This window comes from Ruegeria sp. THAF33, assembly GCF_009363615.1.
In the GTDB taxonomy this organism is placed as follows: domain Bacteria; phylum Pseudomonadota; class Alphaproteobacteria; order Rhodobacterales; family Rhodobacteraceae; genus Ruegeria.
This window is the reverse complement of the sequence record NZ_CP045386.1, coordinates 93,282-119,893: the sequence shown is the minus strand read 5'-3', so window position 1 is coordinate 119,893 and position 26,612 is coordinate 93,282. Positions and strand designations below refer to the sequence as shown.

At 56.2% G+C, this 26,612-nt stretch carries 33 protein-coding genes, 1 pseudogene and 1 riboswitch; of the genes and pseudogenes, 12 read left to right on the top strand and 22 right to left on the bottom strand.

What is annotated here, in order from left to right; translation table 11 throughout:
* Positions 1-19 precede the first annotated feature (19 nt).
* Genes FIU92_RS21460 through FIU92_RS21450 form a run of 3 tightly spaced genes read right to left on the bottom strand, consistent with a single transcriptional unit; the run spans position 20 to position 2,339 of the window.
* A complete protein-coding gene (locus FIU92_RS21460; protein ID WP_152460758.1) occupies positions 20-1,363 on the bottom strand; it encodes a HAMP domain-containing sensor histidine kinase in 1,344 nt (447 codons plus the stop codon).
* On the bottom strand, positions 1,360-2,031 hold the full coding sequence (locus tag FIU92_RS21455; protein WP_152460757.1) for a response regulator transcription factor: 672 nt from the start codon (positions 2,029-2,031) through the stop codon (positions 1,360-1,362). The genes FIU92_RS21460 and FIU92_RS21455 overlap by 4 nt, the downstream gene beginning before the upstream one ends.
* Positions 2,031-2,339: a PepSY domain-containing protein gene (locus tag FIU92_RS21450; RefSeq protein WP_152460756.1), complete on the bottom strand. Its 309-nt coding sequence runs from the start codon at positions 2,337-2,339 to the stop codon at positions 2,031-2,033. Before FIU92_RS21450 ends, FIU92_RS21455 begins: the two co-directional genes overlap by 1 nt.
* Positions 2,340-2,464: 125 nt before the next feature.
* On the opposite strand from FIU92_RS21450, the gene FIU92_RS21445 reads away from it, so the two are divergent.
* The gene (locus FIU92_RS21445; RefSeq protein WP_152460755.1) at positions 2,465-2,782 is read left to right on the top strand and encodes a PepSY domain-containing protein; all 318 of its coding nucleotides are present in this window, start codon (positions 2,465-2,467) and stop codon (positions 2,780-2,782) included.
* Positions 2,783-2,847: 65 nt separating this feature from the next.
* Here FIU92_RS21445 and FIU92_RS21440 read toward each other — a convergent pair whose 3' ends face one another.
* The 3 genes from FIU92_RS21440 to FIU92_RS21430 all read right to left on the bottom strand — a co-directional run bounded on the left by FIU92_RS21440 (position 2,848) and on the right by FIU92_RS21430 (position 5,669).
* A complete protein-coding gene (locus tag FIU92_RS21440; protein ID WP_170602101.1) occupies positions 2,848-3,282 on the bottom strand; it encodes a DUF4405 domain-containing protein in 435 nt (144 codons plus the stop codon).
* A 121-nt stretch (positions 3,283-3,403) separates the two neighbouring features.
* Entirely contained in the window at positions 3,404-4,654 is a 1,251-nt protein-coding gene (locus FIU92_RS21435) for an MFS transporter (RefSeq protein ID WP_152460753.1), read from the bottom strand.
* Positions 4,641-5,669, bottom strand: coding sequence for a lysylphosphatidylglycerol synthase domain-containing protein (locus FIU92_RS21430; RefSeq protein WP_152460752.1), 1,029 nt, complete (start codon positions 5,667-5,669; stop codon positions 4,641-4,643). Before FIU92_RS21430 ends, FIU92_RS21435 begins: the two co-directional genes overlap by 14 nt.
* Positions 5,670-5,758: 89 nt before the next feature.
* Here FIU92_RS21430 and FIU92_RS21425 point away from each other — a divergent pair, with 89 nt between their 5' ends.
* Together FIU92_RS21425 and FIU92_RS23245 are read left to right on the top strand one after the other, a co-directional pair.
* On the top strand, positions 5,759-6,172 hold the full coding sequence (locus tag FIU92_RS21425; protein WP_152460751.1) for a heavy metal-responsive transcriptional regulator: 414 nt from the start codon (positions 5,759-5,761) through the stop codon (positions 6,170-6,172).
* A 562-nt stretch (positions 6,173-6,734) separates the two neighbouring features.
* Positions 6,735-6,932 carry a DUF411 domain-containing protein gene (locus tag FIU92_RS23245; protein ID WP_371419769.1) on the top strand — a complete coding sequence of 66 codons (198 nt, stop codon included), beginning with the start codon at positions 6,735-6,737 and terminating at the stop codon, positions 6,930-6,932.
* A 211-nt stretch (positions 6,933-7,143) separates the two neighbouring features.
* Here the strand turns inward: FIU92_RS23245 and FIU92_RS23090 are convergent, their stop codons facing one another.
* Both FIU92_RS23090 and FIU92_RS21410 read right to left on the bottom strand, forming a co-directional pair.
* Complete coding sequence (locus FIU92_RS23090) at positions 7,144-7,362, bottom strand: GDCCVxC domain-containing (seleno)protein (protein WP_152460749.1); 219 nt, start codon at positions 7,360-7,362, stop codon at positions 7,144-7,146.
* A gap of 4 nt (positions 7,363-7,366) precedes the next feature.
* On the bottom strand, positions 7,367-7,690 hold the full coding sequence (locus FIU92_RS21410) for a hypothetical protein (RefSeq protein WP_152460748.1): 324 nt from the start codon (positions 7,688-7,690) through the stop codon (positions 7,367-7,369).
* A gap of 145 nt (positions 7,691-7,835) precedes the next feature.
* Here FIU92_RS21410 and FIU92_RS21405 point away from each other — a divergent pair, with 145 nt between their 5' ends.
* Both FIU92_RS21405 and FIU92_RS21400 read left to right on the top strand, forming a co-directional pair.
* Complete coding sequence (locus FIU92_RS21405) at positions 7,836-8,255, top strand: MerR family transcriptional regulator (protein WP_152460747.1); 420 nt, start codon at positions 7,836-7,838, stop codon at positions 8,253-8,255.
* 181 nt (positions 8,256-8,436) lie between these two features.
* Positions 8,437-9,225 carry a transglutaminase-like cysteine peptidase gene (locus FIU92_RS21400; RefSeq protein ID WP_254705416.1) on the top strand — a complete coding sequence of 263 codons (789 nt, stop codon included), beginning with the start codon at positions 8,437-8,439 and terminating at the stop codon, positions 9,223-9,225.
* A 104-nt stretch (positions 9,226-9,329) separates the two neighbouring features.
* Here FIU92_RS21400 and FIU92_RS21395 read toward each other — a convergent pair whose 3' ends face one another.
* Complete coding sequence (locus FIU92_RS21395) at positions 9,330-10,013, bottom strand: energy-coupling factor ABC transporter permease (protein ID WP_050605693.1); 684 nt, start codon at positions 10,011-10,013, stop codon at positions 9,330-9,332.
* Positions 10,014-10,088: 75 nt separating this feature from the next.
* A riboswitch (cobalamin riboswitch) is annotated at positions 10,089-10,302 on the bottom strand.
* Between the two features lie 215 nt (positions 10,303-10,517).
* Between FIU92_RS21395 and FIU92_RS21390 the strand changes: the two genes are divergently transcribed.
* On the top strand, positions 10,518-11,180 hold the full coding sequence (locus tag FIU92_RS21390) for a L,D-transpeptidase (protein WP_152460746.1): 663 nt from the start codon (positions 10,518-10,520) through the stop codon (positions 11,178-11,180).
* 41 nt (positions 11,181-11,221) lie between these two features.
* Here FIU92_RS21390 and FIU92_RS23085 read toward each other — a convergent pair whose 3' ends face one another.
* A complete protein-coding gene (locus tag FIU92_RS23085) occupies positions 11,222-11,494 on the bottom strand; it encodes a hypothetical protein (protein WP_050605691.1) in 273 nt (90 codons plus the stop codon).
* Between the two features lie 188 nt (positions 11,495-11,682).
* Here FIU92_RS23085 and FIU92_RS21380 point away from each other — a divergent pair, with 188 nt between their 5' ends.
* Positions 11,683-14,016: a cation-translocating P-type ATPase gene (locus FIU92_RS21380; protein WP_083445369.1), complete on the top strand. Its 2,334-nt coding sequence runs from the start codon at positions 11,683-11,685 to the stop codon at positions 14,014-14,016.
* 51 nt (positions 14,017-14,067) lie between these two features.
* On the opposite strand, the gene FIU92_RS22905 is transcribed toward FIU92_RS21380, so the two are convergent.
* The 7 genes from FIU92_RS22905 to FIU92_RS21350 all read right to left on the bottom strand — a co-directional run bounded on the left by FIU92_RS22905 (position 14,068) and on the right by FIU92_RS21350 (position 18,466).
* A complete protein-coding gene (locus tag FIU92_RS22905; RefSeq protein ID WP_170602105.1) occupies positions 14,068-14,232 on the bottom strand; it encodes a hypothetical protein in 165 nt (54 codons plus the stop codon).
* Positions 14,233-14,330: 98 nt separating this feature from the next.
* Complete coding sequence (locus tag FIU92_RS21375; protein ID WP_152460745.1) at positions 14,331-15,698, bottom strand: M23 family metallopeptidase; 1,368 nt, start codon at positions 15,696-15,698, stop codon at positions 14,331-14,333.
* Complete coding sequence (locus tag FIU92_RS21370; RefSeq protein WP_050605688.1) at positions 15,695-16,321, bottom strand: SCO family protein; 627 nt, start codon at positions 16,319-16,321, stop codon at positions 15,695-15,697. The genes FIU92_RS21375 and FIU92_RS21370 overlap by 4 nt, the downstream gene beginning before the upstream one ends.
* Positions 16,321-16,800, bottom strand: a complete 480-nt coding sequence (locus FIU92_RS21365; protein ID WP_152460744.1) for a copper chaperone PCu(A)C — start codon at positions 16,798-16,800, stop codon at positions 16,321-16,323. Before FIU92_RS21365 ends, FIU92_RS21370 begins: the two co-directional genes overlap by 1 nt.
* 18 nt (positions 16,801-16,818) lie before the next feature.
* The gene (locus FIU92_RS21360; RefSeq protein WP_050605686.1) at positions 16,819-17,478 is read right to left on the bottom strand and encodes a DsbA family protein; all 660 of its coding nucleotides are present in this window, start codon (positions 17,476-17,478) and stop codon (positions 16,819-16,821) included.
* The gene (locus tag FIU92_RS21355; RefSeq protein ID WP_152460743.1) at positions 17,475-17,897 is read right to left on the bottom strand and encodes a disulfide bond formation protein B; all 423 of its coding nucleotides are present in this window, start codon (positions 17,895-17,897) and stop codon (positions 17,475-17,477) included. The genes FIU92_RS21360 and FIU92_RS21355 overlap by 4 nt, the downstream gene beginning before the upstream one ends.
* A gap of 5 nt (positions 17,898-17,902) precedes the next feature.
* Positions 17,903-18,466: an SCO family protein gene (locus FIU92_RS21350; RefSeq protein WP_152460846.1), complete on the bottom strand. Its 564-nt coding sequence runs from the start codon at positions 18,464-18,466 to the stop codon at positions 17,903-17,905.
* Positions 18,467-18,679: 213 nt separating this feature from the next.
* Between FIU92_RS21350 and FIU92_RS21345 the strand changes: the two genes are divergently transcribed.
* Positions 18,680-19,108 carry a helix-turn-helix domain-containing protein gene (locus FIU92_RS21345; protein WP_152460742.1) on the top strand — a complete coding sequence of 143 codons (429 nt, stop codon included), beginning with the start codon at positions 18,680-18,682 and terminating at the stop codon, positions 19,106-19,108.
* A gap of 97 nt (positions 19,109-19,205) precedes the next feature.
* Positions 19,206-19,967, top strand: a complete 762-nt coding sequence (locus FIU92_RS21340; protein ID WP_152460741.1) for a transglutaminase family protein — start codon at positions 19,206-19,208, stop codon at positions 19,965-19,967.
* Positions 19,968-20,165: 198 nt separating this feature from the next.
* On the opposite strand, the gene phnE is transcribed toward FIU92_RS21340, so the two are convergent.
* The 4 genes from phnE to FIU92_RS23240 are packed head-to-tail and all read right to left on the bottom strand — an operon-like array spanning position 20,166 to position 23,405.
* Positions 20,166-20,909, bottom strand: coding sequence for a phosphonate ABC transporter, permease protein PhnE (phnE, locus tag FIU92_RS21335; RefSeq protein WP_152460740.1), 744 nt, complete (start codon positions 20,907-20,909; stop codon positions 20,166-20,168).
* On the bottom strand, positions 20,909-21,679 hold the full coding sequence (locus FIU92_RS21330; RefSeq protein WP_152460739.1) for a phosphonate ABC transporter ATP-binding protein: 771 nt from the start codon (positions 21,677-21,679) through the stop codon (positions 20,909-20,911). The genes phnE and FIU92_RS21330 overlap by 1 nt, the downstream gene beginning before the upstream one ends.
* A complete protein-coding gene (locus FIU92_RS21325) occupies positions 21,676-22,536 on the bottom strand; it encodes a phosphate/phosphite/phosphonate ABC transporter substrate-binding protein (protein ID WP_152460738.1) in 861 nt (286 codons plus the stop codon). Before FIU92_RS21325 ends, FIU92_RS21330 begins: the two co-directional genes overlap by 4 nt.
* Positions 22,536-23,405: a cytochrome c peroxidase gene (locus FIU92_RS23240; RefSeq protein ID WP_367396997.1), complete on the bottom strand. Its 870-nt coding sequence runs from the start codon at positions 23,403-23,405 to the stop codon at positions 22,536-22,538. Before FIU92_RS23240 ends, FIU92_RS21325 begins: the two co-directional genes overlap by 1 nt.
* A 224-nt stretch (positions 23,406-23,629) precedes the next feature.
* Between FIU92_RS23240 and FIU92_RS23235 the strand changes: the two are divergent.
* From FIU92_RS23235 to FIU92_RS21310, 3 genes and pseudogenes are all read left to right on the top strand, one after another.
* Positions 23,630-23,737, top strand: a pseudogene (locus FIU92_RS23235) (hypothetical protein); the annotation flags it as partial.
* 768 nt (positions 23,738-24,505) lie between these two features.
* On the top strand, positions 24,506-24,958 hold the full coding sequence (gene mntR / locus FIU92_RS21315; protein WP_152460736.1) for a manganese-binding transcriptional regulator MntR: 453 nt from the start codon (positions 24,506-24,508) through the stop codon (positions 24,956-24,958).
* Between the two features lie 472 nt (positions 24,959-25,430).
* Positions 25,431-25,928, top strand: a complete 498-nt coding sequence (locus FIU92_RS21310; protein WP_152460735.1) for a murein L,D-transpeptidase family protein — start codon at positions 25,431-25,433, stop codon at positions 25,926-25,928.
* Between the two features lie 428 nt (positions 25,929-26,356).
* On the opposite strand, the gene FIU92_RS23230 is transcribed toward FIU92_RS21310, so the two are convergent.
* Positions 26,357-26,449 carry a helix-turn-helix domain-containing protein gene (locus FIU92_RS23230; protein ID WP_152460845.1) on the bottom strand — a complete coding sequence of 31 codons (93 nt, stop codon included), beginning with the start codon at positions 26,447-26,449 and terminating at the stop codon, positions 26,357-26,359.
* Between the last annotated feature and the right edge of the window lie 163 nt (positions 26,450-26,612).

The window sequence follows — 26,612 nt, the reverse complement described above, 5'->3', positions numbered from 1 at the left end:
GGGGACTGTCAGGTGATTGTCAGGTAGCAGCCAGAGGCAAAGTGATCCGAACCATCAGTCCCGGATCGCGGGAGATCAATTCCAGCGATCCGCCCAGTGCCTCGGTCAATTCCCGCGCGATCGCCAGGCCAAGCCCGGTTCCTGTTTCGTCCTCGCGCACGCCCCGGCGCATGAGAGTATCGATCTTGTCTGGTGGAATGCCCGGACCGTCGTCAAGAACGCTCAGAACTGCATGCGTCGCCTGTTTGCGTGCTGATATCCTGACTTGCCGCCTCGCATGGCGAGATGCGTTTTCCGTAATCGCACCCAGAATTGCGGATAAATCTTCCATATCTGCCGCAACCACGAGATTCGCTGGCGCGTCCAAATCCCATTTCAATGCGTCGTTCAAACTGGCTTTCTGAACTACTGCAATAACGCGACTTGCAGCCTCGGTGAGATCGGCCTTCGACGTGGCGGCTCGCGTCGCAATACGAACCCTGTTCAATTCACGCTCGACATGGCGATGCATGCTTTTGACGGTGCTTTCGATTGACGCTGCGGTATCAGTCAATCCGGCCTCGCGAACACGGCGCGCATCTCCAAGTAATGCTTGAAGTGGGGTTTTCAGGCCATGAGCGAGATCGCCCGCTCTGTGCCTTGCCTGCTCGATGTCCTTTTCCCTTTGTAGGAGCAGGGCATCCACTTCGGCTGCAAGGGGACGAATTTCCGTAGGGAAATCCTCGCCCACCCGGTTCACGTCTCCCGTTCGGATCCTTGATATCCGCCGCTCGACGGAATTTAGCGGTCGAAGACCGACAATGACTTGAACCGCCCCAGCGAAGACAATAAAAAGCGCCAGAAGAAGCGTAAAAGGCACAAGATCTTCCCGGAATTCTTCGGTGCTTTTCTCAAGCTGAGAGGCATCCATGGCCACGGCAGCGCGCATCGGAACGCCTCCAAGGCGTGTGGAAAGCACAATGCTCCGCTCCATGACAAGCAGCTGGTTTTCCCCGGGCCCGGAGAGATAGTGCACATGGACGGTCCCGCTCTTCAGATGATCCGGAGGAAGATCGAGAGCGAAATCCCATAGCGATCTTGAGCGTAACTGAAGCCCCTCAACTTCGATCTGCCAGTAGAGGCCCCCAAAAGGCTTTGAGAAACGGGCATCTGCCGGAGCCGATCCAATCCGAATTTTCCCTTTTTCATCCCGCTCCACTCCTGCGAGTATCTGGTCGAGCTGGACGGAGAGGTCATCAATTGCACGCCGTTCCACATGCGAGGCAAAGAGCAGCCCCAGCCCCCAGAACGCCAGCATCAGCGCGATGGAAACCGACAGCGCAGTGGCTACGAACAACCGAAAGCGGAGAGAGCCCGTTTTCACCCATCGCCCTCCACTGCCTCCAGAAAGTATCCAAACCCGCGTCTGGTGCCGATAATGCCGGCCCCAAGCTTCTTGCGAAGTCGGGTGAGAATGGCCTCCACCGCATTGGCCTCACGGGCGTCGTCATCACCATATAGATGCTCCAAGAGCTCGGTTGGCGGCACCACGCGGTCTCGGTGCAGCATGAGGTAGGACAAAAGCCGGTATTCCAGGGAGGTCACCGTTATCGGCACTCCTCGAACAGCTACGGACATCCTGTTCGTGTCGATGGTCAAATCGCCCAACGTCTGCACAGGAGCACTATGCCCGGCAGACCGGCGCACCAGCGCCCGAGCCCTGGCCACAAGTTCTTCCATCCGGAACGGTTTGGGCAGATAGTCGTCGGCCCCAGCTTCGATCCCTTCGACCCGTTCGTGCCAAGCCCCGCGCGCTGTCAGGACCAGAACGGGCATCTGCCGGCCGTTGGCGCGCCAGCGTTTCAACACGCTCAATCCGTCCATGTGCGGCAATCCGAGATCAAGAACGACGAGGTCATAATCTTCGGTATCCCCCAGAAACCATGCGTCCTCGCCGTCCTCGGCGATTTCCACGCGGAATCCAGAGGCTTCCAAAGCAGATTGCACGTCCTTGCGAATGATCGGGTCGTCTTCGACCGCGAGAAGCCGCATTATTCGTCCCTTTCCTGCCAGCCTTCCTGCTCAACTTCGAGTATCGCACCCGTGGTGGCATCCACCATGACTTCGATCATTCGGCCCGAGCCCGTGATCAACTCCAGTTCATAGACATACGCGCCATGCTCGCGTTCGAACTCTGCTTCGAGCAGCGACGCATCGAATCTCTCTAAAACGTCCGGAACAATCTTCGAGAGCGGAATGACCTTATGTTGGCGCACTGCATCACGTGCCGCATCGTGGTCCTCGGATGCGAGGACAGTGCTGGCAAGTGTGCATATCAGAACGATCAAAGCGTGTTTCATGTAGGCAAACTACCGTCTTTCCACTGACAGTTCACTGACACGGGCTGTCAGACCGGCATCAGGCGACATTTGAGAAAAAGGAATACCGACAGGGCAATCCCGCCCAATTCATCTTGGAGACCTACATGAAAGTAATCCTCTTTGCCGCCACCCTGCTTACCGCCGCCGCTGCGGCCTTTGCTGTCAACGCCGCCACCGATACGGTCACGTCGGCGTCACCTGAGACCGTCACTTGGATGCCCGTTGGCGAGGTTGCCGCCAAGCTTGAAGCGCAGGGCTACCAAATTCTGGAAATTGAGCGCGATGACGACCGCTACTACGAAGTCGAAATGCGCGACGTATATGGATACGAAGTCGAAGCCTACCTGGACGCAGCGACTGGCGAACCGGTTCCCCACATGTCCGATACGAATGACGACTACAGCGAGAAAGGCGACGACTAATCGAAACTTCTTGTGATGATTTGACCCCCACGGCGAAGCCTCGCTGTGGGGGCGTTCATTCTGGGTCAGCCTGCCCAGAACTCGTGCTTGAAGAACTCATTGAGATCGAGCAGCCAATTCGCGGGCGGAAGCCCAAACACCGTCAATGTGACCAAAGCGATCACGAAAGCGGCTCCGATCATCGCTTCGATCCGATGCCCCTGTGGACACATCCTGTTGTCGAGGATCAGCGTTTTGAAGGTTCGAAAATGCAGCGCCGCGTGCCACAGGGAGAATCCGACAAACAGCAACGCCAAGGCGATGTGGACGTCATCCCACCCTTGCCGGTCAAGGCCCAACACCTGCCAGTCGGTGGCATTGGAGATTTTACCTATTGGAGCGAAAAACAAAATGCCTCCGCTGACCAGCATGGCCAAAAAGGAAAAGGTCACACCGAACACAGCCATGGCCCTACCAGAAATCTTGGTTTTCACGCGCGCTGTTGATTCTGCATTGGCCATTATTGCCTCCATTCACGATGCCAAAATATTAGGCCAGAAACAGAAAGTTCGCCTTGACCCATCTTAAGTTCCCCACAGAGGAACAGCGAATTGTGCGACCGTGGTGAAACAAAGTGCTATATCAAACTTGGGACAGCCGCGCCGCGATCACGACCTGACCCAGCGCGGCCAGGATCGCAGCGATGAACACGGCTTCGATGGCGATTATGCTGACCACCACGCCGCCCACAAGTGGCGCCAGCGCCGCCGGGGCCGCAAAGCTGTTAAACCACGCGGAATAGGCCGGACGGCGGTCGTCGGGCGAGATCTCCAGCAGGTAGCCGAGATAGCCGATGGTCACCCCGTTCATCATCACGCCGATCAGGAAGAACAGCGCCGCGAAACCGGTCAGCCCCGAACTCGAGACCACAAGCAGCAACACCAGCACCGGAGGTCCGAGACGCACCAGTGCCACTATCCCCAGCAGGCGCAATTTGCCCATCCGGTCGCCGATACGGCCCCAGACCGGATTCGAGGCCAGCGCGCCGACGGTCTGCGCCGCCAACAGCGTTCCGACATCCGCCGCCCCGAGGCCGCTGCGGCTGGCGGCAACGACATAGAACGGCAACGCCATCAGCGTCGCTGCGCCAAGCCATTGGAAGATCAGGAACAGCCGGAACCGGCGATCCTGTTGTAGTGTCGAGACCCCTTCGCGCAGAAATCCAGACAGATTGGCCGGGCGGTCCCGTGGCGCCCTTGCAGCGGTAGCGGGCTCACCCGCGGCGACAAAAAGCGTCGCAGAGACGATCATCAGCACCGCGCCGAGCCAGAAGATCAGCGCATAGGCCCTGAGCGGCAGCATCACGTCGAGCGCAAGTCGCAGAACGCCCGCCACCAGAACCGCCAGAACACCGCCGCCGAAAAAGCGCCAGGCCAACATACGGCTGCGGCGCTCGGACGGGATCGCCCGGCCGACGATGTCGTTGTAGGGCACCGCGACCACGCCGCTGACAAAGGCGTAGATTGTCCACAGCCCCAGCATCCCGAGCGCCAGCGGAACCGGAGGCCAATCGACCTGCGGCCAGTCGGCCCCCCACCACAGAAGCATACCGATCATCGCGACCGTGATCGCCCGCCCATAGGCACCAAGGGCGTAGAACGGCATGCGCCGATCGGTGCGCTCGGCGAGGTAGCCCACCGCGAACTGGGGCAGCAGCCAGCCAAGACGCAGGACCGTGCTGGCATAGCCCACGGCCAGCGCGCTACCGGTCAGCATATGCACCAGACTGGCCACCACCGTCGCGCTGTCCACCGCCGCCGACCCGCCCTGAAACACCGCACCAGCACCGGCGATGCGCCAAAATCTCGTGTCTTCGGGATTACGCCTTGCCATTCGCCGCCTCTGCCTCCGCCCGGGCGCGGCGGATGTCGATGCCGCTCTGCCACAACACCGTCAGGCCGATCCCGACCACCAGAAGGATCGTCAGCACATAGTTGAACAGGATCATCAGAAGGGCGGTTTCGTCCGGAACGCCAAGCACCTTGAGCGCGAACCCCGCCCCAAAGACAAAGCTCGCCGGGATGCGCACGAAACGACCCAGAACCATGGCGAACCCGGCAAACACCATCAAGAACAGGTAATCCCACGCGCTCAGCACCACGCCAACCGCCAGCCCGGCCCACAGGAAATGGGTTGTCGCCACCAGCTTACCCGCAATGGCTGCGGCAATGGCGGCGATGCGGCGGGCCCGTGCCTGTGGCCAGACGATCCCTTCACCGAGCGCGGTGCGCAGATACGCGCCATCGGCCCCGATGCGGGCGGCAGCCCAGTCGAAGAGTCGGCAGACCAGAGGGTCCTCGCTGAGAAGTGACGCGCGGAACCGGAACAGAACCCAAAGCAGGCTGCCGAAAAGCATCAGGTTCAACAGGCCCGCAACGCTCAATCCCAGCCGCAGGTCACCCTCGATCTGTGGAATCTGGCCGGCGGCGGCCACCGCTCCGGCAAAAAGGGCGAAAACGACGCCGTCGAGGAACCGGGCGATGATCGCGGTTGCAAGCACGGTCGCCATCTTCAGGCGGTCGAGCCGGGCAACCAGCCAGGCCCGGACCAGCGGGCTGATGCCGAGCGGGACAAGGACATTTGCGCCATAACCTGCCAGTAGCGCCCCCGTCAGCCGCAGGGTGCCGACCGGTTTCACGTCGAACAGGATCTGCCTCCACTTCCAGCCGCTCATCAGCTGCTCCAGCAGGATGGTGGCGGCAAGAATCGCGATCCAGAACATGTTGGCTCCGCGCAGGCCCTGCAGAAACAGCGCAAAATCGAGGCTGCCGTAGAGCGCAAACACCAGATAGAGCGCCAGGGCGGAGCCGAATATCGGCAGCAGCCACCGTTTCAGGAAGGTCCGCATTTGACATCCTCGCAACCACCAAGACCCCAATGTTTTAACCTCCGTATCATGATACGGTGTCAAGATGACGGTGACGGAGGGAGACCGCGATGCAACCACTCAAGATCGGCCAGGCCGCGCGCGAGACCGGGATAGGCGTCGAGACGATCCGATTTTATGAAAGGAAGGGCCTTGTCACTCAGCCGCCGCGCCCAATTGACGGCGGCGCGCGGGACTATGGTGGTGACACGCTTTGGCGGCTGAAATTCATATCCGGCGCTAAGAAGCTCGGATTTTCGCTGGCAGAAATCGCGGAAATTCTGGAGTTGCGCACGGCACCAAATACCGAGTGCGTCGCGATGCAGGCCAGAGCGCGCAAAAAGCGGGACGAAATTCAGGAACGGATCGACGGGCTTGCACGGTTGAGGAACAATCTGGACGAGCTGATCGCGGCGTGTCCGGGGCGTGGTGGAATTCAGAACTGTTCGATCGTGGGTGCCATAGAACGCAGCAGTGAGAAATAGGCGCAATTCCGGCCTTGAACGGAGGGTAGCGGAGTTGCTTGCGAACCGGGTTATTGCCAAGCAGGACCCAGAGCGGCAGGTGCAGCGAAAAAAGGAGAGCGAGGGTTCCGTTTCCGAGCAGAGTTTGCGTCAGATCATTGTGAGAAATCCCTGCGTCGCCCAGAAAGCCATATCTGATGAGTATCGGAGGGTGACGGACAAGTCGGCCCTGTAATGCGGTCCAGCTTTAATCCTACCGGTGCGATTTTATATCGGTTTAAAACAAGTTTACCCAAGAGGGAACATGACAATGAATAACCTGAGCCGCCGCCGCTTGATGCAAGGAGCCGCGGCAATTGCGTGCAGCGCGGCGCTTCCCGCCTTAGCGAAAATCGGTCCCTCAATCCATGTCCTGAAGGATCCGAATTGCGGGTGCTGCGGATCGTGGATCAAAATCATGCGGGCGGAAGGTTTTGAAGTAGGCGTGGAAAACAGTGCTTGGGAGGCCTTGAACGCTTACAAAACTGCCAATGGGATTCCGGAGGGCATGATGTCATGCCACACGGGCCGCGTGGAGGGCTACATGATCGAAGGACACGTCCCGCCCGCTGACATTCGGCGCCTGCTGGGCGAACACCCGGATGCCGTCGGACTGTCGGTTCCGGGAATGCCTTTCGGCTCGCCAGGCATGGGGCCGGAAAGCGAACGCGAAGCTTTTGACGTCTTCCTGATCCGCAAGGATGGAACCACAGAGGTGTTCGCCAGATACCCGGCCGCATGAAGTTCCGATGGCGCTGGCAAGATCCTGAAAAACGCGGCGCTCGCTTCTTCTGCCCGGTTTACGTGACATTCTTCACGGCAAACCAGTTGATCCGTGACTTCACGCCTGCCTTGTCCTACCGGGCAAGTTCCAGCTTACGGTGAAAAAATACCCGCGTCCGCAAAGCCTGATGACCGGCTTTGCGGACAAAACCGACATCCCGGCCGCCGTATCAACCGCAGCATTTGTAGCCCGCCTGAATTGGCGGGCATGGAGCCGATCCGTAGGAACAGTAGACGCAGCAATCGCCGGGAAGTGGCTTCAGGACTTTTCCGCAAGATGTGCATTCGTAGAACCACTGGCACGCGTCTGTTGGCATCGTTTCAGGCCTTGAATGTCCACATTCCGGGCAGATGATCGTGCTGACAAGGTTCGGGCGCTTTTCACTCATGGCGTCACATCAAGGTTATCAGGAAATCATTTATTCGGATTTCGTTGAGCACGATAACCCAAGCGATGGCCGTCAACGCAAAACTGCCTGTCAGCCACCATTTGAGGCGGTCGAGCGAACCACGGCGATACGCGACGATGCCAGAGAGAAACAGCAGGGCCGTCGAACCGCCGAGCACGTAATAACTCGCGGCGGCGATCTTGCCGAATACGGCCAGCCAGCTCCCTCCCAAGCCAAGTAAAATCAAGGCCATCGGCAAGATGCAGCAGGTCGCAACGCCAAGTGCGGTAAACGATCCAATAAAACTCGCGCCAACAAACTTGCTCATGGTCAGCTTTCTCCGGCTTTGACGAACTCGAACGGAAGCCGGTTCGACTTCCTCGATTCTTGCTTCGCGCGGTTTGTGAAATTCGACATCATGACCGACAACATGCATCCTGTAGTAGCTACAGGTTCAAGGGAAAGGTCATCACATGATTGCGATTGGCGAAGCGGCGAGATTGATCGGTCTGTCGGTCGAGACGATCCGCTATTACGAACGGGAAGGCATAGTCGAGAAAGCCGGTCGAACCGCCTCGGGACGCCGCGCATACACGGAACGGGAAATCTCCGAGCTCAGATTCATCAAACGCTGCCGCGATCTTGGCTTTACCATTCAGGATGCATGCGCACTTCGCGAATTGTCCAAAGCGCCCGAGCAAGCTTGTCGTGACGTCGAATACGTTGCAACAAGACATCTCGACAACGTCAGGTCAAAAATCGCCGCCCTCCAACGGTTGGAGCAAGCACTGGCAGAACTTGTGCAGACCTGCACCGAGGGTGCGGCCTCATGCCCCCTGCTAACGGCGTTGCTCAACGAGCCTTTCGTCAAAGATGTCATTAGCGGCCACTAATTGCAGCGCCTGGAAAACCGAAACTGGCTATCTCAGCTTGCGGAGGAGCGGCTTCATTGTCCCGGTATTCCGTAACCCTCAGCGATGACGGCCGATCTCTGTTGTATTATTGTTGAATGAGAGAATTGCGATCAGCTTACCCTCTAATTCGCTCTGTTAGCTATGCCGGGCTGGTGATGGCGTGGATGCTCTGATGCTGTCAACTAAGGAAGAAATACCAAAGAATCTGCAAATTTTTGCCGCTTTACCCCTAGAGGCTAAGAAGCTGTTGCAATTCCCCAAGCACATGAAGGCTTGGAATAAAACACATTGGCCGGGGAAGTTTGGATACTTTAGAGGAACGAGCATGGAGAAGGCAGATATGACAAATCCCACTTTAGTTCAGGGAGTGTTATCGAAAAACCTGCTGGGTTATCTCCCAATGGTCTGTTTTATATGCAGCTTTTTTGTGTCTGCCGCTACATTGCAAGCCTCTGAGCTTCCCTCGATCGGTCTTGACAAAAAGATTGGAGCGCCATCCGGTGCCAAATCACTGTGCAAAGACTACTCGTGGGCGTGCGCGAGCGCTCGTAGCTCTGGTCTGTCCGTGGCAAAAGAAAATCAGATCGTTAAAACGATCAACACGCGCGTCAATCGGAGAATCCGAGCAGTTTCGGATCAAAGCCAATATGGGACAAAAGAATACTGGACACTGCCGACGCAAGGGTCAGGAGATTGCGAAGACTTCGCTTTGCAAAAGAAGTTTGAACTTGTGCAGAATGGTTTGGATCCTACGAAGCTACTAATTGCGACTGTCTTGGACACCAATCGCAATGGCCATGCTGTTCTAGTCTATCGCTCGAGTGAAGGCGATTTGGTTCTGGACAATGTTACCAACAGGATCAAAACGTGGAAGGAAACGAGGTATCTTTTCCTACGAATACAGGACCCGATTCACCCTGATCGTTGGGTACAGGTTTTTAGTGGCTAAAAACAATGTGGCGCGCCCTCGAGACGCGCCACAATAATCTTTGGAGCTGCGACTACCGGTTTTTTCGCGGCAACCCAATTTTAGGACACCGCTTCAAACTTTGGTCAAGCTTTCGCAGCGTTGTACAAACGCGGAGTCACCAGACCTGTACTGTTCAAACCGCGCATCGCCTTGGCTGCCGCAAGCACTGCCAGATCAGCAATCGGCTCAATGACGATTACCAGCATATAAGCACCGCCAAAGGATAGAACCGAAGCCATGGTTTCTGCGCCGAAACCCTGGCCGTAGAAGGCCCAGAACCCAACCCATGCGACTACTCCTCCCTGATACGTCGCACTCAGCGCAAGAGCTTGGCCATATTTGAGGTCAACATATGCTGTGCCGGGAGCGATGATGCGGCTGGCCAGTGCTTGTAGCGCAAATAGCGGCACCAGCAGAGTGGTCAGGTTGATGAAGTACTGCGGAAGATCGAACGGGGCAAAAAAAACACCCTGAATCAGGAGACCAGCTGCCAATCCAAAAGCCGCGGGTGCAGCACCGAGAAGCAGAAACAGCGTCGACCCCAGGATGAAGTGGACTTCAGAGACACCAACCGGGAAATGCGGCAGGACTTCGAAGAAAAGGAAAACCCCAACGGTGGCGAGCACCGAGCGCATAGCAAAAGATGCAGGTCCATTCGCACGCAATGTGGAAAACGTTTCTTTCGCTGCGTAAGTAGCCGCACCTGCGGCGGTAACATAGGAAAGCGCGATTTTGGCACCATTCACGATGCCCGGTTCGATATGCATGTTCTTTCTCCCTACCGCCTCACCCGGCGGCTTGTCAGGTTGAATCGACCGTAAGGCCGACAGGTTCAGTCTGGGCATAGCCCGGCGCTTTACGGCAGGTCTCCTGACTCGCGGGTGCTCGCTCCGCCAACCTTCCCGGTTCCATTACGAACCAGTGGTGTCTTGGCATCGCTCTCCGCTCACAGTTGCGGGGGCAGTTACGGAATTGGCGCCATTGAAAACACCGAACCGTATTCCCTTTTAATCCTTTTGGCTTCCGCCATCAGGAACCGAAAACAATTCACCGCTACAATGGCGGCTTCGTTTCTGTCAAATGTCTTTGCGACCTAGTCCGAAGTAGACTCGACCGATGCAGGATTCACGCAACCGGCGACATGGTCCATTAGGTAAACCAAGCGTTACCTGAAACCTCTTGAAGCTCTAGCTGCTAGAGGCTTTAAGACTCGAATTTGATCGCAAAAATGCGATGCAACCACATTACACTTGTGAACCAGGACGAGACTTATGCTGACACGGCGCCATTTCATTCAATCAACCACAGCGCTATTCTCGGCGTCTGCGGCCAGTCCATTGATCGCCAAAACATGGCCAACCTCGTCGCAAAAGACCTATTGGGACAGCCAGGTCACGCCATTTGACTACGATCCAGCGACCTCAAATCCATGGGGCGTTCATGACCGTTTTTTACCACGACGTGTCGTAGCAAATGATGGTTTGGTTCCCGGTGACATCCATGTCGATGCCGTCGCGCGCTATCTTTACCATATCGAGGAAGGCGGCACAGCAATGCGCTATGGCGTAGCGATCGCGCGTGGGAACCTTTACGAGCCCGGTACCTATGCTATCCGGCGCAAGGTCGAATGGCCACATTGGACGCCAACGGCTTCAATGATCGAGCTCAACCCCGAATACGCGGAATTCCGGGATGGCATGGAACCCGGGCCAAGTAATGCTCTCGGCTCTCGAGCCCTTTATCTATACGTTGGGGATCGAGATACTTATCTCAGAATCCACGGTACACCTCAGCCCAGAAGCATCGGTGGTCGCGCAAGTTCTGGATGTGTTAGAATGATCATGGCCCATATCAATGATCTCTACCCACATGTAAAAATCGGCTCGACCGCATACGTATACTCGGCCGAAGATAGCGTCACAGCCCGCTCATAAATTTTGGGCAGCGCAGGTGGATGTCGCTGCCCTCTTTTTTATCAGGCGTCACGCGCAGCGCAGATCGGGGCGCCATTCGTTGCGCGCAGTGGAACCAGCGTCGTCTCGACAGGTCCGCTGTGCTCATACCAAAAGCAGTTATCTTCTGGCATAAGGCGCGCTGTGGCCAGATCTTGCCCCGGTTCTGCCAGCGCAACAACTGAATCCGGCAGGTTACCTGGTTCGAATGCTTTGCTTTTGCCCCCTGTGAACTGGGCTGAGCAACCGGCAGTAATCGAGACTAACGTGATGGTAATTGCGATCCGTTTCTGCATTGACTTGTTCCAAAATTTATTACGTCTTCTGCGACTAAATTGCATCCACGCGACCGGCCCGCAAGAAGGAATGAAGCATCAATATCGCGGGCAACGAACCGGATTGAAAAAAATTGAAAAAGGTATTGAAGCTCTAGTTGCTGTAGGAACTATTTGCAAAGGACCGCAGAGATTCTTGAGGTCTAACTATGTCATCCGATACCCACAACCACGACCATGACCACGAAAATAGACAAGGTCACAACGCGTGCGGCAGTAGCGGGTGTGGTGACATCGCGCCCGCCGGTCCGATTCCCGAAGGTGGCAGAAGCTTTCAGGTCTCTGGCCTCGATTGCGCCGAAGAGGTTGCGATCCTGAACCGGGTTATCGGCCCGAAAGTTGGTGGTGAAGAGCATCTCGCTTTTGATGTCATCAACGGTCGAATGACGCTTCTTGAAAGTGCTGCCAAGCTTTCTGACGAAGATGTCATGCTGCTGGTTGCCAGCACCGGTATGACCGCCAATTCTTGGGATGACGGAAATGCCGCGCAGGATCAGGCGGCGCATATTGCACGTCAGCGGCGGTTCACCGCGCTCAGCGGAGGGTTTTGGGCAGCGGGTTTTGGCTGGCACATTTTCGAAACCGGCATGGGCGGTGCGCTTGGGCTGTTCTCGGGACATGGTGAGGTTCCGATGCCATTAGCCGAGGCAGCTTTGTTCGCAGTCGCGATCTTGTTTGGCGTCTGGCTGGTGGCCCCTAAGGCCTGGTATTCGGCGCGTCGACTTTCGCCGGATATGAACCTTCTGATGGTTGTTGCCGTCGCTGGTGCCATCGCTCTGGGCGAGTTTTTTGAAGCGGCAACTGTAGCATTTTTCTTTTCGCTTTCTCTTTATCTGGAAAGCTGGAGTGTCGGACGGGCTCGCAACGCAGTATCCGCGCTGCTTGATCTGGCCCCCCCGACGGTTCGGCTGGTTCGTGCTGACGGTTCCGAGGCAACGGTCCCGGCGGCGGATGTCTTTGTCGGTGACAGCTTCATCGTTCGGGGTGGGGATCGCATTCCACTTGACGGCGAAGTCATCGAAGGGGCCGGTGCCGTTGACCAGGCTCCAATCACAGGTGAAAGCGCGCTGGTTCCCAAAGAGCTGGGTGATGAGGTCTATGCCGGCACAATCAATGGTGAAGGCACCCTCAAAATTCGTGCGACGAAAACAGCGTCCGATACCGTGCTTGCCAAGATCATCCGGATGGTCGGTGATGCTCATGCTCGCCGTGCGCCGGTTGAGCAGTGGGTTACAAAATTTGCGCGGATCTATACGCCCATCGTTATGGTCGTTGCAGTGGCCATCGCCCTGATCCCACCGCTTGCATTTGGCGCATCGTGGGGCTTCTGGTTTTACAATGCACTTGTTCTTCTGGTTATCGCCTGCCCCTGTGCGCTCGTCATTTCCACACCGGTTTCCATCGTTGCGGCTTTGACCGCTTCGGCCCGGGCTGGGGTTCTGATTAAGGGCGGCGCATATATCGAGGCCCCCGGGCGTACCACCGCACTGGCCATGGACAAGACCGGCACGATCACCATGGGAGAGCCTGAAGTTGCCAATGTGTATCCGCTGGGCGACGCATCCGAGCAGGAGCTGTTGGCGAGCGGTGCCAGCCTCGAGGTTCGGTCTTCACACCCGCTGGCCCGCGCCATTTTGACCAAGGCAGAACAGACCGACATTTCGATATCTGCGGCTGAAGACATCCGAACCGTTCCCGGTCGGGGTCTTGAAGGCCGCACCGAGCGCGGAGATATCTGGCTTGGCTCTGACCGCTTCGCTGTAGAGAAAGGCTTTGGCGCGTCCATCCCTGCCGAATTGCGCAACCAAATCGAGAGCGCGGGAAGCACACTTGTGGTTGTCGGGGATGAGAACGGAGTCACCGGTTTGCTTGAGCTGCGGGACCGCATTCGCCCCGAAGCCCGAAGCATCGTTGCCCGGCTTCACGCGCAGGGCGTGAAGTCAATCATCATGCTGACTGGTGACAACGAACAAACCGCGAGAGCGGTAGCAGCCGAAGTCGGTATCGACGAAGTCCGGGCCCAACTTCTGCCGGAGGACAAAGTCGCTGCGATTGAGGAACTGGCAGAACAGCACGAGATGGTTGCGATGATCGGCGATGGCGTCAACGACGCGCCTGCGATGGCTCGGGCACATTATGCAGTTGCGATGGGTGCAGTTGGGTCCGATGCTGCGATTGAGACCGCAGACATTGCTCTGATGACCGACGACATCGGTAAAGTACCCTGGCTGATCGACCATTCACGTCGAACCATGTCGATCATCCGTCAGAACATCGGCTTCTCACTTGCGACCAAAGCATTGTTTGTCACTCTCACGGGTTTTGGTTTGGCATCCATGTGGGGTGCAATCGCTGCTGATGTCGGAGTGTCCTTGCTGGTCGTGGCCAATGCCTTACGGCTTCTGAAAGCTCCGGAAGATCATACCGCCCAGACTAAGGCAAATACCCTTGGCTCGCAGGGAATAGGCGCTGCGACCACATAAGAGCGAAAGCCGGACTCCAGGTGTCCGGCTTTCGCCTTGCTTACTGGCGCGTTACATCAGGCGCACAACTGCGATTGAAAGAAATAACGCCACCAGGCCAAAAGCGATGCCATATCCTGTAGCGTATTGAAGAATATCAAGGCTGTTGCCATTCCGGCGCTTTGCCAGGACCCCACCCCAAACCGCGCCAACCAAGGCCCCCGCGATTGCAATCATCTTACATCCTCTGATTTGGTTCTTCTGCAGTGCAGTCCGCTTCAGGCGCGCATACCCGCAAACTGATAGCCGCGCACTTGAAGCCGTTTAGGAAACTCTCACGAACTAGATTCGCTTTTTTTGGCGACGGGATTGCCCAGCTGTTTCTCAAGCTGTGCTCGAGCATTTCTTAAGCGTTTTCGCGCTGCTTCGCTTTCAACCTCGTTGTTCGCAGCGGCAGCAAGTCGGTTGTCAGAAAGCGGGTCCGTTGGGCGCCCGTCAACCAATACTTCATAATGAAGATTGGGGCCGGTCGCGGTGCCGCTCGACCCGACACGGCCAACCATCTCGCCAGCCTCCACGCGCTGACCTTTGGCCAGACCATCGGCGGTTGCGCTAAGATGCGTATATCGCGTGACCGTGTCCGATCCATGAGCGATTTCCACCACACGCCCATACCCCCCGCGCCAACCTACATAAGACACGCGACCCGGGGCCGTCGCATGTACCGGAGTACCACGTGCGGCAGCAAAATCGACACCGGTGTGCATCCGCACATTGCCGTAGACCGGATGTTTCCGCCGACCAAAGACTGAACTCAGGCGCGCGCCTTCGACGGGTTGGGCAAAGACGCGAAGAAGTTCACCATCAACATAGATCGTGGCGCGACCGTTGTCGTCGTCTGGCCATGCTATTTCGTAAAGCCGATCATCAACTTCCAGCGCCGCAAAAATGAGCTCGGACTGGCCCACCCTCTCGCCATCGATGCTCTTTTCGCGCCAGAGAAGCCGAAGCGTTTCGCCACCGGTCAGATCGCGTCGAAAATCCACTGTGCCGCTCAGCATCTGAGCGAGATCCACCGCAAAACGAACCGGGATCTTTGCGCTGCTCAGAGCATTTGAGATCGAAGTTTCGATCTCTGTTTTGCGGGCCAGAATGACAGTGTCGGGTTCTGGCGAGACCACGCGCGTGGACAATGTCTCGCTAAGTGTCACTTCAATTCTCACGCCATCTTCCACGGCGAGCTCCACACTCCGCAGTTGATCCGCTGCCGTTGCAACGACTGTTATCGAGTGACCCGGCCGCAAGCGCCGCAAGTCGTATTCAGCGCCAAGTGCAAGTGCGATTTCAGCGCGATCGGTTGCGTCAATCCCCGCGTCAGACAGCATACTGTCGAGTGTGTCACCCACCGCAAGCTCGCGCGTCCATGTTCGTGAAGGTGGTTCAACAGGAGGCAAAGGTTCCTCTGCCTGAATGGGTTCCGGCTGAACAGGTCGAAACGAAACGGGGCTTGGAGCGAGTTCTGTTGATGGTACGTTCAGCAACGGAGCCGATGTGATCTGCGGTTCCGCAGGAAGTTTGGGCACCTGAAAGACCGTGGGCGCAGGCACCGTCATTTCAGACCTGTTCGAGGCAATGAACATGATCGCAGCAATCGAGACGCTGCTGATCGCGATCGCCGAGGTTGCTAGAAACCGTGCGCTCATGATGTTGTATCCGCTCCACTTTTCAAAGCGCGGCGGATCTTGGGTACAGCAAACTCTCTCTGCTCATGATAGTCGATGGTGCTGACAAATTCGCCTGTGGGGTTAAACAGAAAAACACTTGCGGTGTGGTTCATTGTGTAGTCGCCATCTTCCATAGGAACTTTTTCATAAGTGGCGCGAAAGTCGTCTGCGGCTTGCGCGATTTGGTCCGAAACGCCGACCCAACCGCGAATAGCTGGATGAAAGTAGCTGACATAATCGGTCATGGCATCGACCGTGTCCCTTTCAGGGTCTACGGTTATGAACACGACGTTCAATTCGTCCGCGTCATTGCCCAGATCATCCAGCCAGAGGGAAATATCCGAAAGAGTCGTCGGGCAAACATCCGGGCAGTAGGTAAAGCCGAAGAACACCATTGTTGCACGTCCGACCAGCGATTGCGGGGTGACGGGGGTCCCTTCGTGATCAACCATGCGAAAGTTCATGCCCGACAACGCAAGGGGACGAAGGCGATCTGATTGAGCCGCTCCCGGCCCATCCACTTGCCACCATCCGACAAAGAGTGTCAGGCCGATTGCGCCAATTCCAGCAGCCCCAAATGTGAGAACACGTCGCCGCTGCATCAGTTCTCTGGGCCTCGTGCAGCAATACCGAATATCGGTATGTTGACGGTCTTTTCTGCTCCATCGGCAAAGATCAGGGTCAGCGCAAAACTCTCGCCTTCAGTCATCGGGCGTTGCAGCCGCATAAGCATTGCATGCAGCCCGCCGGGCTCAAGCGCGACGGAACCACCGGGCGCAATTTCCAGCTCGCCAGCTGGTGCCATGGAACTAACGCCCTCTGCATTGGTCGATGTCTGGTGGATCTCGGGCATCATCGCAAGATCGGTGCGGATAGAGGTCAGTGTGACGACCTCATCACTGGTGTTGCGGATCGTCATGTACGCGGCACCCGGCCGGTTGGTGCCGATAGAGGCCCGCGACCAGGCATCTTCAACGACAACATCGTCGCCCCCTGCCAGTACCGGTGCCGATAGAATGGCAGTGGTGCCGAATGCGGCAAGCACACCTGCCAGAAGTGTATTTTTTGTAGTGAGTCTCATAGTACCTCTCGCTACTGCTCAGCTTTGCAGTGCTGCAACTTCTGCAGCGACCAGACGTCTCAATTCAGCCTCACCAAACGGATCCAGAGATTTGCCATTGACGAAGAATGTCGGAGTTTGCCGTATACCGACTGCTTCGACATCAGCGCGATCCTGATTAAGAACACCGACTGTCTGGGGCGCGAGCATTTGTGCCTGCGCTGCATCGGCATCCAGTCCCGCCGCTGCTGCAATTCGAATAATAAGACCAGGCTCAGGCGCACCATGCGCGGCCCATTTGGGCTGCTCTCGCAGCACGGCTTCCAGGACCGGTTCAAAGACCCCCTGCATGCGTGCCGCTTCAAGCACGCGGATCGCCTCCTCTGAGCCTTCGCCATGGAAAGGGGTGTACCGGATCACAACGCGCACGGCGTCTCCATGCTGTGCCATGATGTCCTTCACGACCGGATGAAAGGCACGGCAGGCTTCACAAGCCGGATCGAAAAATTCGACAATTGTAACCGGTGCGTCTTTAGGGCCGAGAACAGGCGAGTAAGAACGGATAAGTGTTTCAGCGATTTCGGGTGCGACAGGCTCGGTGTTGCCTGAAGCAGCCGGGCGGTTCACGTACCAGGAGGCGGCTCCAAAACCAGCGCCACCAAATGCGAGAACGGACAAAATCAGGCCTCGTCTGTTCATACTTGTTTCTCCTTGAGTGAAAGGGCGCACAGAACGCCGATTAGCGCGAATGAAACGAGCGCCATCAGCGGAATCGGGACGCCCAAAACAGTTTGATTTGCGTCCGTGCAGGACGGACCGCTAGCTGAGCATGGTTGGATTTTTTCGGGGATCAGACCGGCATACAGGCCCATGTGCCACAAGGCGACAGCAGCGCCCCCCAATGCCAGTGCTATCCCGTAACGGCCCACGTTCTGGTCCTGCCACCACAGGCCAAGCCCCAGTACGATCGCCAATGGGAACATGAACGCGCGCTGGAACCAGCACAGCACACAGGGCGTCTGCCCCAGGATCTCTCCAATGAACAGAACAGAAAGAGAAGCAACCAGGGCAATCGCCCAGGCCAGGCCGAGAAGTGTATCTTTGGAAAACCAGGACATGGTGCTCAGAGTCTCTGTTTCAGATCCGCAAGAATTTCTTCGGGAGGCGTGCCATATGACCAGGACTGAACGAATCCAGCGTCCTCATTGAACAGAAACAGATGAGAGGTATGCCCCATCGTGTATCCGTCCGGTGCAGCGGCTTGTTCGATCCGTTCGTAGAATATCGGAAAAGTCTTGGACGTTTGCGCTATCTGTTCTGACGTGCCTGTAAGTCCAATGATCCCCGCATCGAAAAGTGGTACATACTCGGCCAAGACGGCCGGAGTGTCGCGTTCGGGGTCAATTGAAATGAAGATGGGTTGCACTTGGTTTGATTGGGTTCCCAGGCCTTCCTGCACTGCTGCCACCTCGGACAGTGTTGTAGGGCAAACGTCCGGGCAGTTGGTGAACCCAAAAAACACCAACATCCACTTGCCCGCAAAGTCGTTCTGAGTACGGACAACACCAGAGTGATCTGTCAGTTCGAACCTGGCCTCGAACGGGACAGAACCTTCTTCGGTCCGCACGGATCTGTTATCTGACCACAACATCAGATAGGCAAATGCCGCCGTTGCGACACCAGCCAGCACCCATAAGATTTTCTGAAATACAGTCAGTTTCAAAGTTAGCCGTCCGCCTGCGATTCTTGGTTCAGAACGGCGTGTACACCCTCTACCTGCTAGAGGTTCAAAGGTGATTTCGAGCCTGCGGCTGGGTGTCACAGGTCCACCGGCTGGAAGGTGCTATTGTGCGGTGCTGACCTGAACCTACATAAGCTGTAACTTTGCAAGGAGACCCAGATGCTGACGATCGGAACGCTTGGAAAAAAGACCGGAACCAAGGTTCAGACGATCCGCTACTACGAGCAGATCGGACTTATGCCGGAACCGGGGCGCACCGAAGGTGGCCAGCGGCGTTATGGCCATACCGAATTGGATCGCCTGGCTTTTATCCGTCACGCCCGCCAACTGGGGTTTTCGCTTGAGGCGATACGCGAACTGCTTGATTTGTCCGACGATCCGGATCGCCCCTGTCATGAAGCCGACAGTATCGCGCGCCGGCAACTCAAACAGATTGAGCAAAGAATGGCGCGGCTGGAAGCGTTGCGGACCGAGCTGGAGCGCATGGTGCATGAATGCAGTGGCGGCAACACCTCGGATTGTCGTGTACTCGAAGTTCTGCGCGATCATTCCGAATGTCTTACTGATCACGAAGAAATCGGCGCGTAACCCTGGGCAGCGTCGTTGCGAACTGGAATTAGCCCCTTGAAGCTATAGTCACTGTAGCAATTACAAGTCTTTCTGAGTTGATTCGACGAGAGACCAAATGCTGAACCGAGACCCGTTGCTAACCGCCACACCTCTGCTTGATTTTGAAACACCCGCAATTTTGGGACTCATAACGGAACGGCGCTGGCCCGATCTGCCTGTCTTGGATCGAATTGGCGCTATTTATGATTTCGTGCGTAACGAGATTGCCTTTGGTTACAACCGTGCAGACGATATCCCGGCATCAGAGGTACTCGCCAATGGCTATGGGCAATGCAATACCAAGGGCACTCTTCTGATGGCACTGTTTCGCGGCAGCGGTATCCGATGCCGTTTGCATGGCTTTACGATCCACAAAGAGTTGCAGAGGGGTGTGGTTCCCGAGCTTTTCTATCCGATGGCGCCGACGGAGATTGTGCATTCATGGGTTGAAGTCGAAGCAGAGGGTACGTGGCTAAAGCTGGAAGGCTTTATTCTGGATGAGCTTTTCTTACGCGTGTTGCAGCAGACATTTCCCAAAACAGAAAGCCTGTGTGGGTATGGTGTGGGGACGGATTGCCTGAGCGATCCCCAGGTCGAATGGGAAGGCCGTGACACATACATTCAAAGAAACGGCATCGTGCAGGATTTTGGGGACTTTGACTCACCTGACTCCTTTTATGTCCGTCACAGGCAGAACTTTGGCTTTTTTCGTGAACTGATGTACCGAGTCGTCGTGAGGCATTGGATGAACGCACGTGTAAGAGCACTACGCACTGGCAGGCTGGTGGCAAATGTTTCGGCAACACATTCCCATGGCAACTCCGGTGAATCCGTTTGAACGCTAGATTGGCACCAAGAATTTTCCTCAACGCAGGCGATTTTCAATCTAGCAAGCTTGAGGCCTTAACAAACCAGCGCGAGGGCGTGTGTAGCAGGCTACACCGGCCCGGTTTCAAGCGAAGCATCCAACCTTCAACCGCGATGGAAGAAAAGGAAAGACACGAGCCTTTTCTTTAGAGAATTGGGAAATTCCGGCTTAGTTGAACCGTTTTTGCAAGGCCATATTCAGCGCCTCTGACAATAAAACCAGAACAATGATTGCCAACGTCACGGTCGCAGCCTTTTCATACTGAAACGACCGTACATAGGTTTGCACATACAACCCAATGCCACCTGCACCGACAATGCCCAGTATCAGGCTTTCGCGCAGATTTAGCTCAAACCGAAATACGGTATCGCGCATGATCACAGGCGCCATCTGCGGCCAGATTGCCCAACGCAACTGTTGAATTCTGTTGGCCCCTGCGCTTTCAAGCGCCGCCACAGGAGCGGTGGCAACATTGTCGATGGCTTCTGCATAGAACTTTGCCAACATGCCGGTCGCGTGAAATGTGATTGCCAGTATACCGGGAAGCGGACCCAACCCAACAGCGCCCACCATTAGCATAGCGACCAGGATCAGCGGGATCGACCGGATAACCGCAAGCAAGGCACGGACGGGACGCCAGATCGCTGGTGGTACCATAGTTTCAGAGGCCAAAACGGCCAGTCCCACCGACAGGATCACGGCGAACAATGTTCCCAGAATGGCGATCCTCAGAGTCTCCGCCAGCCCGGTCAGAACCTCGCGCCAAACGGACAGGTCAGGTGGGATCATACGCCCCAAAAACTCTGCCAGACGGGGTCCCGCGCCTGGCAGCTTGCCCAATCCCATATCTCCGCTGGTCAGCGACCACAGGATCGCCAGCACCAGCATGACCCAAATGACGGATCGACCCATCAACTGACTACACGCAGCCCCGATGTGACACCGGCACCGTGATACAGTTCATCGATGTCCCCGCTGGTCAACTGAGCCGACGGTTTGTCGAACAATACCACGCCATCTCGCAGGCCTATGATGCGCTCAGCAAAGCGGCGTGACAGGTCGGGCTGATGCGAGCTGAAAATGACGCCGATTTCGCGGCTACGTGCAGAGCTGGTGATCAGGCTCAGAATGCGTTCTGCGTGAGCAGGGTCCAAATTGCTGACGGGCTCATCCGCAAGGATCAACTCGGGTTCTTGTGCCAGACATCTGGCAATCGCAACGCGCTGCCGTTGTCCACCCGACAACTGATCGGCACGGCGGCTTGCCAGATCGGACAGCCCCGTATCCTGAAGCGCCCGTGTCACGCACATATGGTCCTCTTCCCGGAACCGCCCCCAGAGTGAGGACCAGATATTCATCCGGCCCATCCGACCGTTCATCACATTCTGATAGACACTCTGCCGATCAACCAATGCGAATTCCTGGAAGACAAAGCCGATATTGGCACGGTCCTCGCGGGATGGAATTCCTGTTGCCAAAAGTGACTTGCCCAGCACCTGGGCCTCGCCCTGCCAACCGCTCGAACGACCATCCAACAACGCCAGCAACGTTGATTTGCCCGCACCCGAAGGACCGAGTAGCGCGACACTTTCACCCGGCTGCACCGACAGTGAAACATCTGCAAGAGCTGCCGCACTGGCAAAGTGCTGCGATACCGCGTTGAGTGAAATCACAGGGTTCATTTCAGAAACCCATACCGCCGCGCAGTCTCGCGTACGCCTTCGTAAACCGATGGATCAGCAGGGAGATAGCCGTCCGGGCCATAGAGGTAGGTGAGCAGGTGACGGTTCTCACTCTCGTTGAGGCGCAGCATGGTTTCAATGAACTTCGCCTGCAGCCCAGCGTCCAGGTCAGGGCGGGCGATGATTGCGTGGCTGGGAATTTGTTCTGATTCCGCCAGCACCTTGACCTCGGCCTGCTGATCCGGTGTCAGATAGAGATCGGCATACTGGCTTGCGCCTGCCGCATCGACCAGTCCGTTGGCCATGGCCTGCATCGCTTGCTGATAACCACCGGCAAAGAACTTCTGCCCGAAAAAACTGTCAGCATCGCCTGTGCCCGAGAACAGCCCGGCGCGCACAAACAGATCAAGCGGATAGATGTAACCGGATTCCGAGACCGGATCGGAAAAGGCAATGTCACGTCCCCGGAGATCGGCCAGCGTTTCGATACCGCTGTCACGTCGCACGAAGACGCGGCCCGAATAGCTGGGTTGCCCGCGATAAACCTCGGACAAGAGCGGTACGGCACCGATCTGGTCCTCGGCCAACACAAAGGGCAACGCTCCCATGAACGAGATATCGGCATCACCGTTGCGCAGCGCCTCGACGGCGGCTGCGTGGTCAAACGTCACAAACCCCGTGACCGGAACACCCATCTGCTCGGAAAGCCAGCCTGTGATGATGTTGATATCACCCAACAGCTTTTCGGGGTTCTCCTGCGGGATGAAGGCCAGCTTCAGCCCCTGATCAGTTGCGGCCATTACGGGCAGGGCTACAGATGCGGCTGCAGCGACCAGAAAATTGCGGCGCGACAGCATCAGAACATCCTCTCGTCAATTTCGGCCTGCATGGCCTTGAACAGCTCCCATTGGCGGGTGGCTTCGGTCCAGTTTCCTTCGGCGCTGGCATCGCCAACCGCTCGCAGGATGGCAGCGAATTCGTAGATTTCGGGCTTGGCGTTCTGATTGACCATGACACTGGCATCCGTCGCCAGATCAGGAGCTACCGTGTCGATCAGAACCGCTATGTTTTCAGCATCCTGCATAGGCAGCAGGGTATCGAGCGTGCTGGCGAATGTTGTCAGTTCTTCCCAGGACAAGCGGAATACGCTGTCACGGCCTTCGAATACTTGATAGGGGTCTTCACCGTCGCCAACGGCTTCGACATAGGCAGTCAGGTCTGCGCGCTGTGCTTCGTCCAACCCCAAATTCTTGGTGTCATTGAACCAGTCAACAACGCTGGCCAGCGTCGGCAGCGATCCGTCATGCATGTAAGGTGCAGTGAAATTGACGTTGAGCAGTGTCGGGGTTTCGAACGCCGTAGCCGTGCCCCCGGGGAATGGTGGTTCAGCGCTGCCCATGTCGTAGGTCAGACCATCGCGGAACTGACGGTCAGGCGTGTGACACGAAGCGCAGGATTTGTCACCAAGTCCGGCAAATTTGGTGTTGAACAGCACCTCTCCGCGCTTGGCGTCGTCCGAAGCCAGATCGGTCAGCTTGCCGTACCGGTCGATCTTTGGGTTGGGAAGGAAGTCGAACTGTTTGACATAGGCTTCCAGCGCATCCAGCTGGAACGGCGTTGGTTCCTTTCCCGCGAACTCGGTCACAATCACATTTCGGATGAACCGGCGCAGGCTTGGTTCGCGCCCGTCGCGGCCATAAGGTGCGGTAAAGCGGATGCCACGCATGGAAGGCGTGTCCAAGTGATCATCGGTCCGGTCATTGAACATTGGATTGAAGAACGAACCGTCCACATCCATCCCACCTGGATGGGATGAAAGGCCCGGAATGAAGAAATCCCGGTTCACGTCGGAGCGGTTGTGGCAGGTCGAGCAGGCGATGCCCAACTCGCGCGCCGGGCCGCCGAAGATTTCAGGGCTGTCGAACAGCATATCTCCATAGGCCACCAGCGGTAGATTGGCCTCATCCTCACCCGCCTCTTCAAACTGAAGAACCAGCCGCGGCAGCTGCGCCTGATCTCCGATGTTCGACCCTGGCGGCAGCGTGGCGGGCATTGTGATTTGTTCGCCTGAAAGAACTACTGTTTCAGGCAGCGGTGTTAACTTGTCGCGTTGGGCATACTCGGATGGCAGATAGTTGGCACGAATATAGGCAACAATAGTGGCCTGAGCTTCTGCAAATTGGTCGACATCCACTGTTTGTGCGCCATTGCCCAGTACTCCTGCGCTGCCAAGGGTGGAGTTCAGAACCAACCATGCCCGGCCCAGATCGCGAGACGCCGACGTGTCTGCAGCCTTGATACCATCCTCGAATGCGCGGAACAGAGCAGCCGCTTGCGCGACCTCGCGTGCCGCTTCAGGCTGACCCAGCGCGGTCTTTGCGACATCCAAATGGCGCAGAATTCCCTCAGCAATGGCAGTTGTGCTTGCTTCAAACAGCGCCTGCCGATCTTCGGCTTTCATAGCTTGGTTGATCGCAATCGCTTCGTTGCCGGAGACGCGTGACAAGGGAGCGACCTGAATGTCACTGCCAGGTGCGGGCGAAGTCCAACTCCTCTCAATTTCATCCCAGGGAACCGGGGTTAGATTTCCCATGAACAAGGTCAGTCGATACGCGGCAGCGCGCGGAGCCCAAGGAGATTCTTCAATCGCCGTGGCATCCGCGATCACGGGCAATGCGCAAAGTAGTGTGGACGCTATCAGGTGTTTCATAGCACTGTCTATCAAAGTTAGCCTTGTCTAATTTAATGATGAAGGCATGCTCATTGTCAAGCTCGGCTTTCAGGTGCATACACTGGAGACTAGACCAGCGACGTAATCGTGAGCCGATGACCGAAACAAAACCGGTAAATTCAGATCGTAGCATTGATACCCAGGCGAGTGGGTTTGAGGCTGTGCGACAGGCCCACCAAAGCGAAATGGTTGAAGACTACGTTGAACTTATCGCGGAGCTGATCCATCAGAATGGCACGGCGCGCCCGGTCGAAATAGCCGAGCGATTGGGCGTGACCCAACCTACGGTTTCCAAGAATTTGGCTCGTTTGAAACGAGAGGGTTTCATTGAGCAAATACCCTACCGCTCACTTCAGCTGACCGATGCCGGGCGTCAATTGGCGGAAGCTTGTAGAAGGCGTCACCGGATTGTCGTGGAGTTCCTGATCGCCTTGGGCGTTTCACCAGAAGTGGCAGAGCATGACGCTGAAGGTATTGAGCATCATGTAAGCGAAGAAACTCTTGCAGTGTTTGAACGGTTCGTTGGGCGGGCCGATGAAGCAAAGTAGAAACAAAAAGAGCCTCAAATATGGTTGCGAAATTTGGTAGATCTAATTTCACATAGACAGAGATTGTCCTAAGTTGCAGCTAGACAGTGACGCTATCTGAGGGTGGGTGGCCCGGCGCGAAACTACGTGGGTACCTGAAAATCGATACAGGTGCAGACGTAGTGAACGAGTCCTTAGAACAAGAATCCAATTCGGTAGATGATCTGGCTCACTTAGTAATCGGCGTCAAGATTTCCAGCGGCAAAAAACCTGACTACAGCAGCGATCTCCGTACTGAATAGGCGAAAACTGAAAGATTGCTTAAGAATAACATATGTCGAAATCATAGAGTTACTCATTGCACTTCTGACGAGGTGGCCACAACTGATCACTTTGTTTTCGGTTCCTGTCCTAGCGAGATCCAATATACCTTTGTTCAACTGGCCTTTAGTGATATTTTTTTGAAAAAATCAAAATGAGCCGAGCAGTTCCAATGAAAAGACGTCTGTTTCTCTCTGGCTTCATAGCCGCCTTTTTGTCCGGCTGTGCAAGCAAGTTCCGTACTTACAATGGGCCGGTTGTGACTCGGCTTCGGCTATACAAAGCGCAGCGCCTACTTATCCTCGATGGTAGTGAGCGTGTCTTGCGGGCTTTTCCAATTGGACTCGGATTTGCCCCCGAAGGTCACAAGCAATTCGAAGGAGACGGGCGAACACCTGAAGGCTCCTATGTAATTGACCGTCGCAATCCCGAGAGCCTTTTCCATCTTTCAATCGGAATCTCTTATCCGAACGAGGCGGATTCTGCGTTTGCCCGAGCTCGGGGTCGTTCTCCGGGCGGTGATATTTTTATCCATGGCGGCCCTCGCCCTGGAATTGATCCCACGAACAAGCGTGACTGGACTGCAGGGTGCGTCGCTGTCACAGATCAGGAGATTGAAGAGATCTACGCTATGGTCAAAGACGGGACGCCAATCGAAATCTACTCATAGAGGGACAGGTTCCGAATAGACAACGATTGCGGATTTGCCTTAGCGCTACGTTGATGGGGGCAGAAGCTATTACTAGAGCTTTCACGGCCAACGCCACACTCGCTGTTTCGACGAACGGATAAACGGATATAGGTCTGGATTGAGAACCCAATCCCACCAGCGCCGAGCATCGGTGGGATGACATGCTTATGGGCAAGCAAATTGATGACAGGACGAATGAACACCGCCGACGAGTCCAATAAAGGACGTTATTTGTATCCTTTTCCGACATCAACTCGCGTAATTCTGCCGTCGCCAGACCGCAAGTCTCATGCTCCAACAGGTGAGAAGTAGGACATGAGGTGTCCCATCACCGATCTGCAGCTTTCCGGTGCGCAGACGCGCCGTAGTAACCATCGCGTTCAGATGACAGGGTTCTGAGAAGACGTTTATTTGATCTCGCGATGGATAGTTGCCTTCGAGCGTTTCAACACATGTGCCATCTCTCGAACAGGGACCTTCGCATGCCTCCAGCGCTCAATCCTACGCCGTTTCTAAATGCCGAGTTGCGAATACACTGCGCCTGTGCCATTTTCTCCTCATTAGATAACCCATTGGTTTCTAACAGAAGTCGCACTTGGAAATAGCACACACCCCCTGCTTCAAACCAAAAACGCAGAAGTGAAATTATGTTGAGTTCTGCGA